Source organism: Lunatimonas sp. (assembly GCF_020832325.1).
Classification (GTDB): domain Bacteria; phylum Bacteroidota; class Bacteroidia; order Cytophagales; family Cyclobacteriaceae; genus Lunatimonas.
The window spans coordinates 1-17,050 of record NZ_JAFIEU010000001.1; the positions used below are offsets into that span (position 1 = coordinate 1).

11 protein-coding genes are annotated in these 17,050 nt (G+C 43.6%); 9 read left to right on the forward strand and 2 right to left on the reverse strand.

Translation table 11 applies throughout. The features are described from left to right. From JJU34_RS00005 to JJU34_RS00025, 5 genes are all read left to right on the forward strand, one after another. A partial coding sequence (locus tag JJU34_RS00005; RefSeq protein ID WP_228690245.1) for an efflux RND transporter permease subunit occupies positions 1–1,572 on the forward strand: 1,572 nt, incomplete at its 5' end. A gap of 150 nt (positions 1,573–1,722) precedes the next feature. Beyond that, positions 1,723–2,130: a four helix bundle protein gene (locus JJU34_RS00010; protein WP_228690246.1), complete on the forward strand. Its 408-nt coding sequence runs from the start codon at positions 1,723–1,725 to the stop codon at positions 2,128–2,130. Continuing rightward, a complete protein-coding gene (locus JJU34_RS00015) occupies positions 2,117–3,835 on the forward strand; it encodes a TolC family protein (RefSeq protein WP_228690247.1) in 1,719 nt (572 codons plus the stop codon). Before JJU34_RS00010 ends, JJU34_RS00015 begins: the two co-directional genes overlap by 14 nt. Positions 3,836–4,124: 289 nt before the next feature. Next, complete coding sequence (locus JJU34_RS00020; RefSeq protein ID WP_228690248.1) at positions 4,125–5,864, forward strand: efflux RND transporter periplasmic adaptor subunit; 1,740 nt, start codon at positions 4,125–4,127, stop codon at positions 5,862–5,864. A gap of 326 nt (positions 5,865–6,190) precedes the next feature. Then, positions 6,191–8,068 carry a tetratricopeptide repeat protein gene (locus JJU34_RS00025; RefSeq protein WP_228690249.1) on the forward strand — a complete coding sequence of 626 codons (1,878 nt, stop codon included), beginning with the start codon at positions 6,191–6,193 and terminating at the stop codon, positions 8,066–8,068. Positions 8,069–8,081: 13 nt separating this feature from the next. On the opposite strand, the gene JJU34_RS00030 is transcribed toward JJU34_RS00025, so the two are convergent. Beyond that, complete coding sequence (locus JJU34_RS00030; RefSeq protein ID WP_228690250.1) at positions 8,082–10,751, reverse strand: HAD-IC family P-type ATPase; 2,670 nt, start codon at positions 10,749–10,751, stop codon at positions 8,082–8,084. Continuing rightward, entirely contained in the window at positions 10,748–11,827 is a 1,080-nt protein-coding gene (locus tag JJU34_RS00035; RefSeq protein ID WP_228690251.1) for a site-2 protease family protein, read from the reverse strand. The genes JJU34_RS00030 and JJU34_RS00035 overlap by 4 nt, the downstream gene beginning before the upstream one ends. 527 nt (positions 11,828–12,354) lie before the next feature. Here JJU34_RS00035 and JJU34_RS00040 point away from each other — a divergent pair. The 4 genes from JJU34_RS00040 (at position 12,355) to JJU34_RS00055 (ending at position 17,004) form a co-directional block, all read left to right on the forward strand. Next, positions 12,355–12,768 carry an OsmC family protein gene (locus tag JJU34_RS00040; protein WP_228690252.1) on the forward strand — a complete coding sequence of 138 codons (414 nt, stop codon included), beginning with the start codon at positions 12,355–12,357 and terminating at the stop codon, positions 12,766–12,768. Further along, positions 12,768–13,007 (forward strand): hypothetical protein, encoded by a 240-nt coding sequence (locus tag JJU34_RS00045; RefSeq protein ID WP_228690253.1) that lies wholly within the window; start codon positions 12,768–12,770, stop codon positions 13,005–13,007. The genes JJU34_RS00040 and JJU34_RS00045 overlap by 1 nt, the downstream gene beginning before the upstream one ends. A gap of 26 nt (positions 13,008–13,033) precedes the next feature. Further along, positions 13,034–14,041: a cache domain-containing protein gene (locus tag JJU34_RS00050; RefSeq protein ID WP_228690254.1), complete on the forward strand. Its 1,008-nt coding sequence runs from the start codon at positions 13,034–13,036 to the stop codon at positions 14,039–14,041. Between the two features lie 83 nt (positions 14,042–14,124). After that, positions 14,125–17,004: a PAS domain-containing hybrid sensor histidine kinase/response regulator gene (locus JJU34_RS00055; RefSeq protein ID WP_228690255.1), complete on the forward strand. Its 2,880-nt coding sequence runs from the start codon at positions 14,125–14,127 to the stop codon at positions 17,002–17,004. The last annotated feature ends 46 nt before the right edge of the window (positions 17,005–17,050 follow it).

Consider the following 17,050-nt stretch of genomic DNA (forward strand, 5'->3'; position numbering starts at 1 on the left):
TACAAGACGGAATATATTCAGGATGATGATGCCCAAAAACTCCGCTTTAAAGTAGATAGGGAGGGGAATTATCAACTTCAGGTGGATGGTAAAAACTGGTGGTTTGACCGTCAGGATGGAGCCATCTGGGATGATGATAAAAACTATATGGAAGAATCCAGAAGAAGGGGGATAGCACGAAATGTTGCTAAATACCTGGTTTCTGATGAAAGAAGAGGGCAATACTTTCGTCAATGGAGAGATGAAATCCGTACTCCGGATGATATCTGGGATGAAATCCAAATCCGTACTTCCAATATTCCAGGAGTAACTTCTGCGCCAAAACTACAACCTATCGAAACCCGCTTGGTCATGTTGCAAACAGGCATGCGTGCTCCTATGGGGATGAAGGTTTATGGGCCAGATTTAGAGACCATTGAGAGTTTCAGTTTGAAATTAGAAAACCTCCTAAAGGAAGTGCCTTCTGTCAAAGGAGAGGCCGTTTTTGCTGACCGTTCTTTAGGTAAACCCTATCTGGAAATTGATTTGGATAGGACTAAGTTGGGTAGGTATGGGTTGAATATAGCTGATGTGCAGGAGTTTATTGAAGTCGCTATAGGAGGTATGACTTTGAGTACAACTGTAGAAGGTCGTGAGCGTTATGCCATCCGTGCCCGATATGCCAGAGAGTATAGGGATGATCCAGAGGCCTTGAAGCGGATTCTGATCAGTACTCCGACGGGGGCACAGATTCCGTTGGGTCAAATGGCCGAGATCAATTACCGTCCCGGGCCGATGATGATCCGTGGAGAAAATACCTTCTTGGTGGGTTATGTGCTTTTTGACAAGCGAGAGGGGTTTGCTGAAGGTACAGTAGTAGATGATGCCAGGGCATTTATCCAAAATAAAATCAATTCTGGAGAATTGGATGTTCCTGCTGGAGTTTCTTATACTTTCTCGGGAAGCTACGAAAACCAAATCCGTGCAGAGAAGCGCTTGGCGATTGTGATCCCGCTATCCTTGGCAGTGATATTCCTGATTTTGTATTTGCAGTTCCGATCGACAGCCATGGTGCTGATGATATTCTCAGCAATAGCCATGGCCTTTTCGGGAGGCTTTATGATGTTGTGGTTTTATGGTCAAGGTTGGTTTTTCGATTTCAACTTCCTTGGTACCAATATCCGGGAACTCTTCCAGATGCGCACATTCAATCTTTCTGTGGCGGTATGGGTAGGTTTTATTGCCCTGTTTGGGATTGCTACAGATGATGGGGTTGTGATGGGAACTTATCTGAAGCAAAGTTTCGAAAAGATCCAACCTGAGAATGTCAAAGAAGTCCACAAAGCAGTATTGGAAGCTGGCTTGAAAAGGGTTAGGCCTTGTTTGATGACAACGGCCACTACATTGCTCGCTTTGTTGCCAGTTCTTACAAGTTCAGGAAGAGGTTCTGACATCATGATCCCTATGGCCATTCCGGCTTTTGGGGGAATGACGGTGGCACTTATTTCATTATTTATTGTGCCGGTGTTATATGGGAAATATGTTGAAGTAAAGTTGAAATATGCTTCGCGAAATATGCCTTCGGCGAAATAGGGTTGAAATATGCCTTCGGCGAAATAGGATTGAAATATGTCTGGGACGAAATAAAGTTGAAATATTCCCCTGCCTGCGGTAGGCAGGATCGGCGAAATAGAGTTGAAATAAGGATTTGCCGAAATATGATTGAATTACTTAAATAGAAAAATGATGGATGGGAAAAAGAAATTCATTCAGTTAAAGGACCTCGAGATATACCAGTTATCAAGGAAGCTGTCGGCGATAGCATGGGGGATTAATAGCAGGCTATCTTATCAAGAAAAAAAGACTTGGGGAGATCAGATGCTTGAATCTATAGATTCTGTAGGGGCTAACATTGCGGAAGGATATGGTCGATATCATTATTTAGAGAAGATGCGATTCTATTTTATTTCCAGAGCCTCTTTATCAGAAGGGAAAGAACATTGGTTAGATCTTGGATTCGAAAGAGGTCAGATTTCTCAGGAAGAATCGGATCAAATCTGTGTAATTCATAAACCTCTTCAAATCAAATTGAATAATATGATTTCAAAAACCTACGAATCAAAGAAAGGAGGAGAGAATGGCAGGAATTAATGATATACTTATTCACATAGAGCAGCCAAATACTTTTAAAAGTTTAAAGAAGAGATCTATTTCAGCCTTTTATCAAATAGTAAATAAAATGGATAAAGGTCTGATGCTAAAATCTATTTCCACCCTATTTCTACTTATTTCTTCCTTATTGCTTTCAAATTTCAATTTATCTCAAAGAGTTGGCTTTAGAAAAAAAGGTCTAATGCTTAAAACTATTTCAACCATATTTCAACCATATTTCTATGTATTTCAAATGGTGATAAAAAGAGAAAAGGGTCTAATGCTGTATATTATTTTTACCATATTTCTACTTATTTCCACCATATTTCAATCAAACTCCCAAACATTAGATCAATACCTCGAATTAGCAATTGATAATAACCCCTTCCTTCAAGCTTCCTTTAAAGGGTATCAGGCTTCTTTGGAGAAAACAAATCAGGTTAGTTTGGAAAGCCCCCAATTAAACATAGGCGTCTTCACAAGACCTATGGAGTTGTTGATGGGGAATCAGCGGGGTGAGGCTTCGGTGATGCAGATGTTTCCTTGGTTTGGGATGTTGAAAACCCAGAAGGATGAAGCTACGCTGATGGCTGAAGCTAAGTATGAGGAATTTAGACAGCAAAGGAATCTACTGCTGTATCAGGTAAAAGAGACTTATTTCCAATTGCAGCAATTGCAAAACACCATGGATATCTCGGCTTCCAATCTGGAGATTTTGAAGTCTTTGGAAGAATTGGCCATCATCCGATATCAGGGAGGGAATACTTCTGCGGCTGTTACCTCTGTTTCCAATGCGGTAAGAAGTTCCTCAAGACCTGGCCAAAGCTCCGGCTCAGATGGTATGGGTATGGGAGGAAGTGGATCTTCTTCAGGAGGGTTTGCCCAATCCGGAGGTTCGTCAGCAATGTCTACAATGGGCTCGGGTGGAGGCTCAGGCAAACTTACAGATGTTCTGCGCCTACAAGTTCAGATCAAGGCATTGGAAAGTGATTTGGAACAGTTGGAGGTGGATAAACGTGCACTGACAGTCCGTTTCAATCAATTATTGGGTAGGGATAAAAATGAAGCCGTAGTCATTGAAAGCCAGTTGGAAAGTCAAAAAGCCTTGGGTTGGGAAGTGGAAATGTTGGAGCAGATTTTTGAAACTAACCCCATGCTGCTGATGCTGGAAAAAGAAGGTTTGGCTTTTAAAAAGCAGGGTGAAATGGCAAAACTTGAGGGAAAGCCAATGTTTGGACTGGGCTTGAATTATATGGTCTTTTCTCCAAGGCCTGAATCCGGAATGGTTGGTGGAATGAATTACATGCCTGCCGGTATGGGTAACAACATGGTCATGCCAATGGCAACTGTGACTTTACCGATTTACAGGAAGAAATACAAGGCAATGGAAGCGGAATCCAAGTTGTATTGGGAAGCGAATGAAAAGCAAAAAGAGGATTTACAAAGAAATCTGGAAACCGAATTTGAAAGCATCCTGGCTAATATCAAAGATTCTGAAAGAAAGATAAGGCTCTTGGAAGAACAAATCGAATTGACAGAGCAGACCCTTGAACTTTCTGTCACTTCTTATGCTACCGAAGGAAGTTCCTTTGAAGAAATCCTCAATATCCAAAGAGAATTACTGGCTTTCAGGTTGAATGCTTTGAATACAAAAATTGATAGGGAAATACAATTGGCCAAAATGAAGACTTTGGTTGGTATATAACCTTTGAGGTCTTTTTCAGACCTCGAAGGTTTAATTCCAAATGAAGACCTTCGAGGATTTGAAAACCTCAAAGGTCATTGCTATAACCTTGAAGTCTTTTTCAGACCTCGAAGGTTTTGTGAAAAACTAGAATGAAGACCTTCGGGGTTCTAAAAACCCCAAAGGTCATTGCTGGAACCATTGAGGTCTTTTTCAGACCTCGAAGGTTTAATTCCAATGAAGACCTTCGAGGTTTTGAAAACCTCAAAGGTCAACTGTCTCATATCTCATATCTCATATCTAAAAAAATATGAAAACAAATAAAAATATCTTAATCATCATCCTCGGCTGCCTCTTCTTTGGAGCTTTAGCAGGCTACTTAATTCGTGGGGGCGTAGAAGAACATCCTGATCACGAACATACCCATATTGACGAAAACGGGGTGGAGTACACTTGTTCTATGCATCCGCAAATCCGTCAAAATGAACCGGGGCAATGTCCACTTTGTGGCATGGCACTGACTCCTGTAAGCAATAAGAAAAATGGACAGTCCAGTCCTTTTATCTTGGAGATCACGCCCGAGGCAGTTGCCCTTTCCAATGTGCAGACCACTCGTGTGAAGTACGGATCCGGCTCTGGGAAACTTACACTTACGGGTAAAATCCAACCTAACGAGCAAAGGGTGAAGAGTTTGACGGCCAATTATGCTGGACGGGTAGATCAGCTGTTTGTCAACTTCACCGGTCAGGAAGTAAGAAGAGGTGAAAAACTCGCCACGCTTTATTCTCCTGAATTGGTCAATGCTCAGAAGGAGCTTTTGGAGACAGCCAAAATCAAAGAGCGGCAGCCTGCATTGTATCAGGCTGCCAAGGAGAAATTGAAGCTCTGGAAAATCTCTGATGATCAAATTGCGGCTATTGAAAGTTCAGGCCAGGTGAAAACCCAATTTGATGTCTTTTCAGATGTAGCAGGAGTAGTATCAGCCCGCAATATAGCTGTTGGAGACTTTGTCAATAGAGGCTCAGCCCTTTTTGAAATCGTGGACTTGAGTTCTGTGTGGGTGATGTTGGATGCCTATGAATCTGATTTGGGTGCGGTCAAAAAGGGAGATGATTTGAGTTTTCAAGTTTCTTCCTATCCTGGCAGAGAGTTCAAGGCTAAAGTAACATACATTGACCCTGTGCTCAATCCTGATACCCGTACAGTTGGAATAAGGGCAGAAGCGGTCAACCGTAATTTTGAATTGAAGCCTGAAATGTTTGTTTCTGCCATCATCTCCACATCGCAAGCGACTGCCTCTGGCTTGATGATTCCTAAAACGGCCATTTTGTGGACAGGTCCAAGATCTGTGGTGTATGTTCAAGTAGGGGATAAAGAAGCTCCTGCTTTTGAAATGCGGGAAATTGAAATCGGGGCTAAGGTAGGAGATGACTACTTGGTCTTGTCTGGCGTAGAGGAAGGTGATCAGGTAGTTTCCAATGGGGTTTTTGCCATAGACGCAGCAGCTCAGTTGAGCGGGAATTACAGCATGATGACCAAGCCTGAAGTGAAGACTTTAGATGTACCCGAGGAGTTTAGAAAGCAACTGACCACATTTGTTCAAAGTTACCTGCCCATCAAAGATGCCTTGGTGAAAACCGATGCGGATGCCACTCAAAAGACAATCACTCCAGCCAAAGCCAGTTTGTCCAAAATGGATATGAAGCTATTGGAAGGAAAGGCCCATGATATTTGGATGGATTTGTTGAGGCCTATGCAAGGCAGTTTGGATAAAATCGCCCAAACCACCGATGTGGAAGAGCAGAGAAAACATTTCGAGACGCTTTCTGACAACTTGATAGAGGCTGTGGAGTATTTCGGAGTAACGGAGAACACCATTTACCGGCAATACTGTCCCATGGCTTTTCGAGATCAGGGAGCTTATTGGTTAAGTGCGGAGAAAGAGATCCGAAACCCTTACTATGGCGACAGGATGTTGGTGTGTGGCGAGGTAAAGAAGATTTATCATCCTGGAAGGAGAGTTGCTGTTTTGTCGGACGAATTCCCCTAGTTGCACGTGTGCATCGATATCCAACGGACAGCATGGTAGATGATAAATTTGTATATACTATTATTTTTTTTGACCTATTTCAAGTTGAATGGTGAGGTATATTGGTTAGGGTTGAAGCATTTAAAAAAGTTTTGTCGCAGCACCGTTTTGATTTATTGATTTAGCCACAAACCCTACAAAATGAGTTATTTATGGATTTGAGGTCATTTGTAAATTATTTCTGGTACAATGGCGGAAATCTCAAAAAAATAAAATAAATTTGAGGCATAGATAGTATTATTTTGAGTGGTGGGGTATTACGGTAAAGGAAGAAGAGGGGACACCAAATGAAAAACCGTTATTTTTTGGTCCTATACCTGTTTTGGGTAGGATCGAGCGTCTATGCACAGGACAGTTCTATTGTGCGGGATTACTTGGTGAAAGCGGAACAAGTACAATACAATAACAAGGATTCAGCATTGTTTTTTGCGAAGGCAGCGAATGAACTTGCTGCTATTGGCGATGATTCTGTATTGTATGCTACCACATTAAACCGCTTGGCAGTTGTTTATTATATATCGGGTGATTACGAAAAATCGTTCGATTATTTTTTATCTGCAAAGGAGGTTTTTGAACGTCAGGGTGACAGCGAGGGGCTGGTATTTTCCATGAATGGCGTAGGTCTAATTTACCTTTCGGAAAAAGCATTTGAGGAGGCAATCGATGTTTGGGAAAGCTGTTTGCGGGAGAACAGGAAGTTAAATGACAGTATCTCAATTTCAAAAAACCTTATCAATCTTAGTATCGCTTTAGAGGAATTGAAGCGCTATGAGGAAGGTAAGACCTACCTACTGCAGAGTTTAGAGTTTTTAGCGGATCGGGACGATCACGTCTATGCTGTCATGTCAAAAAACCGCCTAGGTAAGATTTCTTTTTTGATGGGTGATTACACCCTAGCGGAGTCTTATTATTTAGGGGTATTGGAAAATCAAAGCGAGGTGAATAATTGGGAAAAGGCCTACGCCTATACCGGTTTGGCCGAGGTATACCATCGATTAGGCCAATTCGAAGCGGCGGAAAAAGCTGGTTTGTTAGGGTACGAGTTTGCGGATCGGGTTGGGGCTTATTGGGATCTTGAACGAGCTACTTCGATTTTGTCAGATATTTTCGAAGCATCAGGGAAGTTTGCCGAAGCTGTAAAGTTTGTCCGGTTAAACAAAGTATACAGTGATAGTCTATACAATGATGCCAAGGATCGTCAGTTAGGTCAATTGCACCTACGACTTTCTAAAGCAGATAATCAAAAATTATTGGCGGAAAATGAGTTGGCCAGACAAACCGTAAAACGTAGAAATTATGGCTTGGTTTTTTCGACCGCGGGCTTTATGCTTTTGGTAGGCTTGTTGTTATCGTTTCGTAGAAACCTTCGTCTAAAGGAAGGATATAGTCGAGATTTGGAAGAGAAAAATCGGTCCATTGAATTTCAAAAGCATCAGATTCAAAAACAGAACCAATCGCTTCTGGAAATCAACCAAACGAAAGACAAGCTGCTCTCCATTGTAGCTCATGACTTACGGTCACCGTTACACTCCATTTTACAAATTCTGGAAATGTACCGGGAGGGTTTTTTTGAAGATAGTCAGAAGGATGAAGCGTTGGACTTGTTGTATACCCAAGTAGTGAAAACAGACAACATGCTGAATAATATCTTAAAATGGGTAAATGAGCAGATCGATAATATCCATCCGAAATTTGAGGTGGTTTACCCTTGGAAGGAAATCGAAGAGTTAATTGGTGCCTACGATTTTCAGGCAAAATCCAAGGGCTTAGTGGTTCGACACAAGCAAGGTGGTCAGTCCCCAATTTGGGTGGACCGTGGCCATTTTCAGGTGATTATTCAAAACCTACTCCATAATGCCATCAAGTTTACGCCTTATGGCGGGCAAATCCATATATCATATGTCCAAGATGGAAACAGCGTAAGCATTCACCTGCGCAACAGTGGTAAGGGCATGGATGAGGGTGTCCAGTCTGTATTTAACTCATCGGAAAACATCCGGTTAAGCTCTCAAGTAGGTACCGCCAATGAGACCGGTTCAGGGTTAGGTCTTATGCTGGTAAAGCAGTTTGTGGTAAACAACAAAGGATGTATTCAGCTATTAAGTGATTCAGAGTCGGGGACGGAGTTTGTGGTTACATTTTTGAAAGTGGAGCGAGAAGCCTAGAAGGTTGGTCGGTTTATTTATTTGTTTCGCTGCCCGGTTTGGGTAGGCCAAACCTTTTATAAATCTCCGCAATCCAAAGGACAAAAGATGCCATCACAACCCAAAACAGGAACTCATGCGCCTTAATGGGTTGGAAGGAAAATAACTCAGCCAAGGGGGGCACTTCGATGATTAGGACTTGAATGATCACTGATACTGCAAGAGCATAATTTACCCATTTGTTGCTGAACAATCCTATTCGGAAACTAGATCCTCGCAGATTTCTCATATTGAAGACATTAAACAGTTGGCAAAATGCCAGAACGATAAAGGTAACAGTACGTGCCTTCGCCACTCCTTCCGGAAGGTAGTAGATGAATGCTGTTATCGCCAAAAGGCTCATGTACGAGGCATTAATGATCAAAAACGGCAATATTTGCTTGTTCAGGATGTTTTCTGACGGGTGAATAGGCTTTGCTCGAAGCTCATTGCCCTGTCCCTGTTCCGCTGCCAATGCTTTGTCACAGAAACCGTCTGTAACCAGGTTGATCCAAAGGATTTGGGTTGCTGTAAGTGGAATGGGATATCCCAGTGCCACGGCTATGATCAGGGTAAATATTTCGGCAAAATTGGTTGTAACCAGGAAGAAACTGGTCCTTCTCGCGTTATTGAACACGATACGTCCCTGTTCCACTGCGTGTACGATGGTGGCAAAGTTATCGTCGGCCAGCACCATCATGGATGCGTCCCTTGCAACGTCCGTACCCATGATGCCCATGGAGACACCGATATTCGCCTGTTTTAAAGCAGGGGCGTCGTTAACTCCATCTCCGGTCATGGCTACCAACTCACCGTGTTGCTGAAGGCCTTCCGCAATTTTCAGTTTCATTAATGGCGTTAACCTGGAAAATACATCCGCTTCCAGAATCGCCCTGGAAAATGTCGCTTCATCCATTTGCTGAAGTTCTGCATCGGTGTACACTTTCTCCCTGCCATCCCGTACGATCCCAACTTTTTTCGCTATAGCCAATGCGGTGTCGGCATGGTCTCCGGTAGCCATGATCACTCGGATTCCAGCCTGATGACAGGATTCCACGGCTTCTTTCACTCCAGGCCTGGGGGGATCAATCATTCCTGCAAAACCAACGAAAATCAATCCGCTGTCATCATCTGATTTGTCATCCAATGGTTTATAGGCCAAGGCAAGTACTCTAAGACTTTCTTTTGACCAAGTGCCCAGTTTGTTTTGGATTACTTCCTCGGATAGGGTAGCTTCAAAAAGTTGGGGGGTTCCGTCCGGACTTTGAAAGTAAGCACACCGTTCCAAAATGGCTTCCGGAGCCCCAAGGAAAAATTTGATCAGGTTTCCTGATTTTTCTACGGTGGTAGATCGGTATTTAAGTTCAGAGCTAAACGCCATATCTTCCTGTATCGGAAGTGCTTTGGTTTTGCCTGCTTTCTGTGCCAATACGAGAAACGCAGCCTCTGTAGGATCTCCCGTAACCTGGTAGGAACCGTTCTTTTTTTGGTGAATCGAAGATTGATGGCAGTGGGCTGCAATTTCCAGGAATAGATCGACCGACTCTTTGGGCACCGTTGCATAGTTGATTTTGCCACTGCTTTCCCAGCCTTCTCCAGTCACCTGTATTTCATCCTGACCAAAGGCCCAAATTTTCTTGATCGTCATCGTGTTTTGGGTGAGAGTGCCCGTCTTGTCTGTCACGATCGTAGACACTGACCCAAGGCTTTCGGTTGCGGTAAACTCCCGAATGATCGCATTTTTTTTGGACATCCGGTGGGATCCGATTGCCAATACGATGGAAAGTACCGCAGGCAGTCCTTCCGGTATAGCGGAAACCAGCGCTGCGATAGAGATAAGTAGCACTTCCGATAGATCTCCATCACGTCCAAAGTAGGCGGCAATGAACAGAATAATGGCACTCCCGATCGCAATAAATGCCATTTGCTTGGCCAACTTATCGGTCTTCCGTTGGAAGTTAGTTTTCTGGGGTTTTATCGAGGTGAGCGTAGAGGCAATTTCTCCGATTTGGGTGTTCAGTCCAGTTCCGGTCACCCAGGCTTTTGCGGATCCGCTTGCCAAAAAAGTGCTTTTCCAAAGCATGTTTGATTTTTCTGCCAAGGGCGTATCTAAAGGGACTAAGTCCGGTCTTTTTTCCACGGGAACAGCTTCTCCGGTTAAGGAGGCTTCGGTGGCTCTGGCATTTTTCTGAGAGAAGATACGCGCATCTGCGGGAATCAAGTCTCCCTCCTCCAACGCGATTACATCTCCCGGAACGAGCGTCTTGGAATCAACCGTCAGTAACTGCCCGTCGCGGATTACTTTGCATTTCGGCACCAGCAGGTTTTTGAGGGAAGCAACCGCATCTTCTGCTTTGTATTCTTGGATGAACCCGATGATGGCATTGATAAGGACAATACCAAAAATAACGTACACGTCGATGATGTGGCCCGTCAAATACGAAATAAAAGCAGCTACGAGCAGGATGTATACCATCAGATTGTTAAACTGCTTCAACAGTATTTTCCAAAGAGGCCGCTTTCCTCTGTCGGGAATAATATTTAAGCCAAAATGCTGGAGCCTCTTTTCCGCTTCTTGTTGGGTTAGCCCTGCCTCGGAAGTGTTGAGTTGGTCTTTTAATTCGTTGATCTCGGAGTGATGGGGTGATGTGGGTACGTTCATCATTTTACTAAGGCATTTTTAACCATAATAAACTCAGAGATGTTTTCCTGGTCCAACATGCCCATGAAATGGTGTTCTTCGAATACCAAGGCCACTTTGGTGTTTTCTGACGCCATTTTTTTTACGGCTTCTTCTAGCGGAAGGTGCAGTTCTAGTTTCAACGGGTTTTTGTTGGCCACCTCGGTAATGAGGGTTTGGTCTCCATGCGATTGCAGGCCTTTGATAATGTCCTCCCGGCTCAGAGTGCCTATTGCCATATCGTCCTTTACGACGACAAAGTGGGTAGATTGGCCATCCAAGAGCTTTTCAATCGCTTTTTTCAACGGTGCATCGTAGGCTACGATGGGAAAATTTCCCATGACCACATCAGACACATGGAACCCTTTTAAAAAAGAGGTTTGAGTGGTATGGTTAACTTCGGCTTGAGCGCCCAAGAAAATAAATATCCCGATAAAGACCATGATGGGGTTGTAAAAAAGACCGAAGAATACAAACCCAATTGCCAGCATCTGACCAATGCTGCCAGCTATTTGGGTGGCTCGCACGCGGTCCATCCGGATAGAAAGGAGGGCCCTTAAGACGCGGCCTCCGTCCATCGGAAACGCAGGCAGCATGTTGAACACCGCCAAAAGGAGATTGGCAGACGCCAAGTATAGCAAGATGGTGCCTCCGTCCAGATGCACGTCTTCCAGACGGTCTATTTGAGTGCCGTTGATGTACACTACGATCGAAAGCACAAAAAAGATGACCACATTAACCAACGGACCTGCCAGCGCCACGTAGAGTTCCTGCCGGGGATCTTCTGGGATTTTTTCAAGCCGGGCGAGCCCGCCTATGGGTAATAAAATAATATCCTTGGTTTGGATTTGATATTTCTGAGCGGTCAACGCATGGCCAAACTCATGTAACAAAACACAAAAGAAAATTGCCAAAATAAAGACCACAGACCATACGCTATCGTCAATTGCCATGCCGGACCGTGCGTTGGCTATGATGATCCAGAGAAGTAGAATCGAAAAGGTCCAATGTATGAACACTTTGATCCCCTTGTATTTGCCCAAGTAGAGAGAAAACTTCATTCGTTACGGTGCTTTATAGTATTTATCCCCTTAAGTTATACTATTTTGGGCGATTTTCACGGTACTTTTTGGCATTCGGTGGTAAAGTCTGCTAATTGTCATTTATTTTGGAGTTGAAAGCATTATCTTTGACATTGGCGATGAGCAAAGAGCGGTCGACGTGTACCTCGGGACGTTGTGGTTTTTTCCGGGATACAGATCAATTGGTTTGTGGGTACGTGTCGGTTTTCTCTGACTCTCGTAGGTAGTTCAGTAGCTTTAGGTTCACCTACTAACGTTACTGAAAGTTCAATCACACGTATCAGGCAGTTAAAAGCTGGTGTACCGAAGCGCTGGATTTGAAAGTGCACTGTACCTTTGTGTCTGTTTCAGGAGTATGGGTAACACCATTTGAGACGCCGCCGTAGACCGCCTTTGGTTCAATTTAGGATACAAATAAAGAGAGTATATTGACAAATCTTTTGGAGAAATGTAGATGGAAGATGTCAATGGTTAGTTTTATATAGATAAAAAATCAATTAGCTGCTATGTCAAAGAGAAGTATTACACTGAGGATGCTTTCCGATTACCAATATGAGTCGGTAAATGCGACGGGAAACACCGTGAAAATTGATATGTTGGATCCAACCGAGAAGCAATACCAAGCCCCGATGGAGCTGTTGTTGTCTGCCTTGGCGGGATGTTCGGCGATCGATGCTGTGTTGATGCTGAAAAAGAGACGCAAAGAAGTGACCGATCTCAAAATAGAAGCAGAGGGAGATAGGGATGAGGGTATACCTGCGTACTATAAATCTATCCACCTGAAGTTTATCCTTTCCTCTCCGGACGCTACGTTGGAGGAATTTCAAAAGGTGGTAAAACTGGCAGTAGAGAAATATTGTTCTGTAGCCTCCTCACTCAAATCGGAGATTACCCATTCCTGTGAAATAATACCTGTCTAATGAGAGTGGTAAAAGAGCTTATGAAGGAGGGGATACGTATCAGCGTGTTTTCATGGAATAACAAATACCTGCTCAAGTTTGAGCTCGGCATGGTAGAGCAAACGTTTAAAGTATCCGAATCAGACCTCTTGGACGAACAAAGTTTGGAAGCCTTTTTAGAGGGGATGTTTTGGGAGTCGGTGAAAAAAAGGTTCGAAGAAATGCATCTTACACTTAGAAATCAACTTGAAATTAGTTAAATTGTCCTCGATTTAATTATTTGTAGATGAAATATTTTTATTTTGTTTCATTTGGTGTTTTACTAATTTCTTCTTCATGTAAGTCAGAAGAAAGCAGGGTAAGTCATGTTCATTTTGATTTTTTAGATTCTGTAATTCAAGCATTAGAGACTGATTTGATCCCATTGGAGGATGAGATTGCCGAGTTGGCTCGATTTACCGAGGGGTTGTATTTATTGCGTGATAGTTTGGTACAAGTAGCCAATAAATCAAAATACTTCATAGATAGAAACGATTGGTTTCGCAATCAAAATTGGGAGACATCTGAAAGCACGGTGTTTGTTTCGTATTTGGCTGAAGATCATGATCGCTCGGTGGAGGAAGTGTATCTGACAGAGCCACTCGACAGGGTGTTTCCGGTGCTGACCGAAAAGTACCCCATGGTGGCTCAGGTATACTATAACACGAAAAGTCAGACCTCCCGTGTGTACCCTCCTTATGACCTAATGAATACCATTGAACCGGAGATAGATGTGACGGCATTCAACTTTTTTTATCTGGGTACTGAAGCCAGAAACCCCGACCGCGGGCACGTTTGGATAGATGAGATTTACATTGATCCGGCCGGGAGGGGTTGGATACTTTCGTTGATTCACCCGGTCTATCATGGGGATGAATGTAAAGGCGTACTTGGGTTCGATATCACCTTGACGGATTTGATGCCCTATTTCTCGGACAACAACAATGGAAACCTGATGATAATCGATGGACAGGGAACAATCGTGGCGGGTGGTAAGCAGGCTATAGAGGCACTAAGCATGCCTCCACTGAGAAACCACACGTACATCCAAACGATTTTGGCAGATAATTTCCGAAAGGAGGATTTCAACCTATTCAAAAGCAAAAGCAAAGAGGTGCGTCAAATGGCCGCAAAGTTTTTAATGGAAAAGGAAGCAGCCTATCGGTTTGACTTGGATGGGGATAAATTAGAGGCTTTTTGCAGCCCCATGAATTTGTTTGGTTGGTACATGCTAAGCATACAATCGATGGAATGATGAAATAGAGTCCGCCGAAGGCGAACAGGCAGGACGCTAGCGACGCACAGTTGGATGACCATTAAAAAGACAATTATAGACACATGAAGAAAAAGCAGCGCAATACAAGATCGGGATTGTTTCTGTGGCTGTTTGGCTTTGGGATATTTGCTGTTTTACTGATAATTGTGTTGGCTTTTACTTTTTATCGGGCGCTTTCGGATAATCTTTTGGAAACGAGACATCAGTTTCTGGGCAAACAGGTGGAGCTGGCCGCCAACGAGGCGCAGCGAAAATTCAGCAATCTGTATGAGGAGTTGGTTTCCTTTGCAAACTCCCCCGAAAATTTGATACGCCTCGATGTGGAATTGTTGGAGATGCTTGATGACGCAAAAGCAAGGCGACTGTTAAATAACTATTACAGCCTAATAGACACAATCTACGTGCAGCACGGTGACAAGACGCTTTTTTATAAGTTGAACTCAAATAATTATTTTGAAAAGGGGAATCTGCAAACTCCTCCTTCCGGGAATAATTGCGAGGCCTGCTTGGCGGTACAGTCACCCAGAGGCGATGTTAGGTTTTTGCTGAAGTTAAACCTGACAAATTTTTTCATGGAGTCTGTGATGAACTATTATCTTGGAGCAGGAACCTACAAGCTCGTACTGAAGAAGGGGAAGCTGTTAGGGCTAGATGAGGCAGAAAGCGGGCAGCTACTCTCGCTGGATAATGTGGCATTCGAAAAGTTAAACAGAGAGTTTCTTGGTGGGCTAAGAGGCAAGTACGAGGGGAACCTCATCATCCAGCAGGGCAAACCCACGCCGGCTTTGATTGTTCAGTATCCGTTTACGCTTCACGAGATTTCAGAGACGTTTGCATTTGTCTTTGCGCAAGAGAAACGATTTATTACATCTACTATATATGGCAGTTACATTGTCATCTTTGCTTTGCTGTTTGGGCTGCTACTGGCGGTTCTACTTTTTATCTACAAGTATTTTGAGATAAATACCAAGAACAACGCGCTCCTGAAAAAGAAGTCGGAAGACCTTGAGCAACTGCTCAAGCAACAGACTATGCTGCTTCAGCAAACAAAGGGGTTTATTTTTTATCACGAAAAAGATTGGACGTTATACCAATTGAGCGAAAATGTTGAAAACGTTATCGGTTATACTCCCGGGGATTTGAGCAAAGATCGATATGGCGAAGTTTTTCTCCACGGTTTTCAGTCGTTTTTGGATGCCGTGCAAAAGGATATTGACTTGGGTAACGAATATTTCGTCTACGAAACGGATATACGGAAAAAGAATGGCGAAATCATTCGGGTGCGGATATTTGAGCGTCTATTGTATGACGAGGATGGGAATTTTGACGGAGGAGTAGGCATATGTACCGATATCAATGAAAAGTACCAAGCAGATCAGGAATTGGTCAGAAGTGAAAATCGACTCCGGTCTGTATTAAAAAGCCTCCCGGATATTATTTTCATTTACGACAACGAAGGAGTATTCCTGGATTACTACGTGCAGGATGAAACCTATCTGTTGATGTCTCCGGCCGATTCTATGGGACTTAAAATCAACGACGTGATAAAGGGGGAGACCGGTGGGCTGCTAATGGGTGCATTTGACAAAGCAGTGCGGACCGGAAAAATACAAACCCGTGAAATGGATCTACTCCTTAGCGTTGGTAGGGTATATTTTGAAGTGAGGTTTTTCAAGTTGGATGAAAATAGGGTCATGTCTGTAGCGAGAGATATCACTGGTCAGAAACTTTGGGAAAAGGGCCTACAGGAGGCCAAGGAAGCCGCTGAAAAAGCGAACCAAGAAAAATCCAGGTTTTTGGCCAATATGAGCCACGAAATCCGTACGCCCATGAACGGCCTTTTGGGTATCATCACCCTGCTCAAGCAAACCGAGATGTCCAAGGAACAAGAGAAGCTTGTTTCCATTATTTCCGACTCCGGAGAAGCCTTGCTGGCTATCGTAAATGATATCCTGGACTACTCCAAGATTGAGGCTGGAAAACTGGAGTTGAATCAAGTGAGTTTTGACGTCCGAAGGGAGCTCGCAAAGGTGGTAAACATGTTTACAGGATTGGCGGGGACAAAAAGTATTCACATAGCGATGGAGGTGGCTGATTCAATTCCCGAAATTATCGAAACAGACCGGGAAAAGTTGAACCAGATTTTGCTGAATATCATCGGAAATGCTGTCAAATATTCGTTTAAAGGAGGGGAGATTCATGTCTCTGTGTGGGGAGAGCGGCTTTTCTCTGAGACTTTGATCATCCATGTAAAAGTTAAAGATAGCGGTATAGGCATACCTAAGGAGAAGATCCCATTTTTAACCACACCTTTTACACAAGTGGAGGAGTACCAAACCAATGAGTTTAAGGGGACAGGTCTGGGGTTGGCAATAGCCAATCGTTTGATAGAGTTGATGGGTGGTGTGCTACAGATAGAAAGCGAGGTAGGGGTAGGCTCTATATTTACGTTTAATGTGATGGCAAAGATCGAAAAGCGAGCTTCCATTCCAGTGGATTTGGAGATTGCAGAGCAAGCTATGCCAGACCTGACCATGATAGCCGATCAATTTCCACTCAAAATCATGATCGTGGAGGACAACGAAATCAATCTTCAGTTCATGAAAATGCTGATGAATCAAATGGGCTACACCATTACCTCTGCTCCCAATGGGCTGAAAGCGGTCAAACAGTTTGAAGAAACCCACTTTGATCTCATATTCATGGATATCCAAATGCCGGGAATGAATGGCTTGGAGGCAACTAAAGTGATACGAAGTCAAGCATCCGGTTCGCATCCCCACATTGTGGGCCTTTCGGCCAATGTGTTTCAGAGCGACATAGACCAAGCACTGGATGCAGGAATGAGCAGTTACCTGACCAAGCCGGTGAAGATTCCAGATATCCTAAAGGAAGTCCGCGCCTGTGCCTCGAAGGTTGTCGAAAAAAAATCCCCAAACTAACAGTGGTCCAAGTGCCCGATTAGTTACAAGCCCGGCAATCTCGTGG

Bases quoted from the DNA above. Each gene is read 5' to 3' on its own strand.
- JJU34_RS00030 (WP_228690250.1), bottom strand. From the start codon at position 10,751: ATGATGAACGTACCCACATCACCCCATCACTCCGAGATCAACGAATTA.
- JJU34_RS00055 (WP_228690255.1), top strand. From the start codon at position 14,125: ATGAAGAAAAAGCAGCGCAATACAAGATCGGGATTGTTTCTGTGGCTG.
- JJU34_RS00045 (WP_228690253.1), top strand. From the start codon at position 12,768: ATGAGAGTGGTAAAAGAGCTTATGAAGGAGGGGATACGTATCAGCGTG.
- JJU34_RS00010 (WP_228690246.1), top strand. From the start codon at position 1,723: ATGATGGATGGGAAAAAGAAATTCATTCAGTTAAAGGACCTCGAGATA.
- JJU34_RS00050 (WP_228690254.1), top strand. From the start codon at position 13,034: ATGAAATATTTTTATTTTGTTTCATTTGGTGTTTTACTAATTTCTTCT.
- JJU34_RS00015 (WP_228690247.1), top strand. From the start codon at position 2,117: ATGGCAGGAATTAATGATATACTTATTCACATAGAGCAGCCAAATACT.
- JJU34_RS00035 (WP_228690251.1), bottom strand. From the start codon at position 11,827: ATGAAGTTTTCTCTCTACTTGGGCAAATACAAGGGGATCAAAGTGTTC.
- JJU34_RS00040 (WP_228690252.1), top strand. From the start codon at position 12,355: ATGTCAAAGAGAAGTATTACACTGAGGATGCTTTCCGATTACCAATAT.
- JJU34_RS00020 (WP_228690248.1), top strand. From the start codon at position 4,125: ATGAAAACAAATAAAAATATCTTAATCATCATCCTCGGCTGCCTCTTC.
- JJU34_RS00025 (WP_228690249.1), top strand. From the start codon at position 6,191: ATGAAAAACCGTTATTTTTTGGTCCTATACCTGTTTTGGGTAGGATCG.